The organism is Thalassovita litoralis, assembly GCF_900182725.1.
In the GTDB taxonomy this organism is placed as follows: Bacteria; Pseudomonadota; Alphaproteobacteria; order Rhodobacterales; family Rhodobacteraceae; genus Thalassobius; species Thalassobius litoralis.
The window spans coordinates 1-1468 of record NZ_FXTO01000076.1; the positions used below are offsets into that span (position 1 = coordinate 1).

Genomic DNA, 1468 nt, shown 5'->3' on the forward strand with positions numbered 1-1468 from the left:
GAGGAACTGGATTTCCGCCTCGCCGGTGTCGCGGTTGGTGGCGACTTTCAGGTCGCTGGTCTCGAACACCTGAAACTGCCGCGACATGGCCAGCAGCTGGGCCAGTTGACCAAAGCGCCCTTCGATCTTCTGGGCGGTTTCGATCAGGCGATTTTCCCAGGGCTGGTTCTTGTCGCTGGCGGTGCCTTTTAGAACCGCCGGGGTCGGGTCCATGATGTCCTTGGCCTGGGGCTGTCTGCATCGGGTCGGGTCGATCGATCCGGGCGGCTGTCACATCTCTCACGGCAGGGGGCGAGCTCAATGGCAAGCCCGCCAGCACCACGACCCTGAGGCGCAACGCGCATTGGCAAGCGCACAGCTACGACGCGCAATGGGGCGATCACCGTTACACAGCGATCTGGAGGCGGTCAGCATGACATGCAGCGCAATTACCATCTGGGATGCCGATGAAATCAGCATTGCCTTTACCGTGTTGATGAACGGGGTGCCCCGTTCAATTGCCGGCGGGCAGGTCGTCGCGATGGCTCAGAACGCGGCCTCCGGGCAGATCGTCTCTCTGACTGCAGCCATTCTGGAAGCGGAAACCGGCGTGCTGACCGTGGCCATCGCAGAGGGCAGCCTGTCCAGGGGCGCATGGAGCCTTCAGGCCCGCCTCACCCTGGAGGGGGAAACGCAGACCGTTGTCGATGTTCCGCTCAGCGTCCGTCGCAGCTTGTGAAGAGGGTCGGGATTAATTGGGAGGCTGCTGAACTGGTCTGCAGCACGAGTGCTGTCCCACCCAGCGCTCGTCGGCTTTTGTCCCCACACAAGCCACTCCCGCCCCTGGAAGGGTGACGCTATTGATACATGGATTTGGAAGAATCGCAATTATCGGGTTGCCCTTAGCGGGAGACCGTTAGGAATGGCAGTCCCATCACGGTGCAAATGTAGCTTCCTTACACTTGCCAGCCCCGTCGACTGGGCCGCTCCCGTCCTTGGACAAGGAACCTGAATTCAATCATGGTTCGGAAAGATGTGCAATCAGGTGAGATAGGATAACCCGGGAGGCCGCGATGACTAAGGCAGATCACAACGGCACGGAATATTTTCTCGGATATCCGCCAACTTGACCGGTACAACAAGTCGCTCCCGCCCCTGCTACAGGGAGCTAATATAGATGCATAAAGCTGGGGCTGATGCAACCAATCAGAAAGAATGGGTGGGAGGCTGCTCTGGTACGGGAACACCAGCAGCGCGGATGCACTTTGCTAAAATCCGCTGACTTGCTTCAGAAAAACATGTCGCTCCCACCCGAGTAGTGGTCCCTCCCAACATATCCGCAATGGGAGGAACTCCATACATTCACGATTCCGCTACATGTGCAATCGCAAACGAAAGACCAACCACAGCCGCCCGATGGGCGGTTTTTTTATGCGCGAGGACGAGCAGAGATGACCCATGAGGGACTTATGGTGAAAGCAACAAACGG

At 58.4% G+C, this 1468-nt stretch carries 1 protein-coding gene and 1 pseudogene; one reads left to right on the plus strand and one right to left on the minus strand.

Features of this window, described 5'->3' with window-relative positions; translation table 11 throughout:
- Positions 1–213, minus strand: a pseudogene (locus tag FN828_RS20390) (DUF2303 family protein); the annotation flags it as partial.
- Between the two features lie 199 nt (positions 214–412).
- On the opposite strand from FN828_RS20390, the gene FN828_RS20395 reads away from it, so the two are divergent.
- A complete protein-coding gene (locus FN828_RS20395) occupies positions 413–718 on the plus strand; it encodes a hypothetical protein (RefSeq protein WP_142495132.1) in 306 nt (101 codons plus the stop codon).
- Positions 719–1468: the final 750 nt, after the last annotated feature.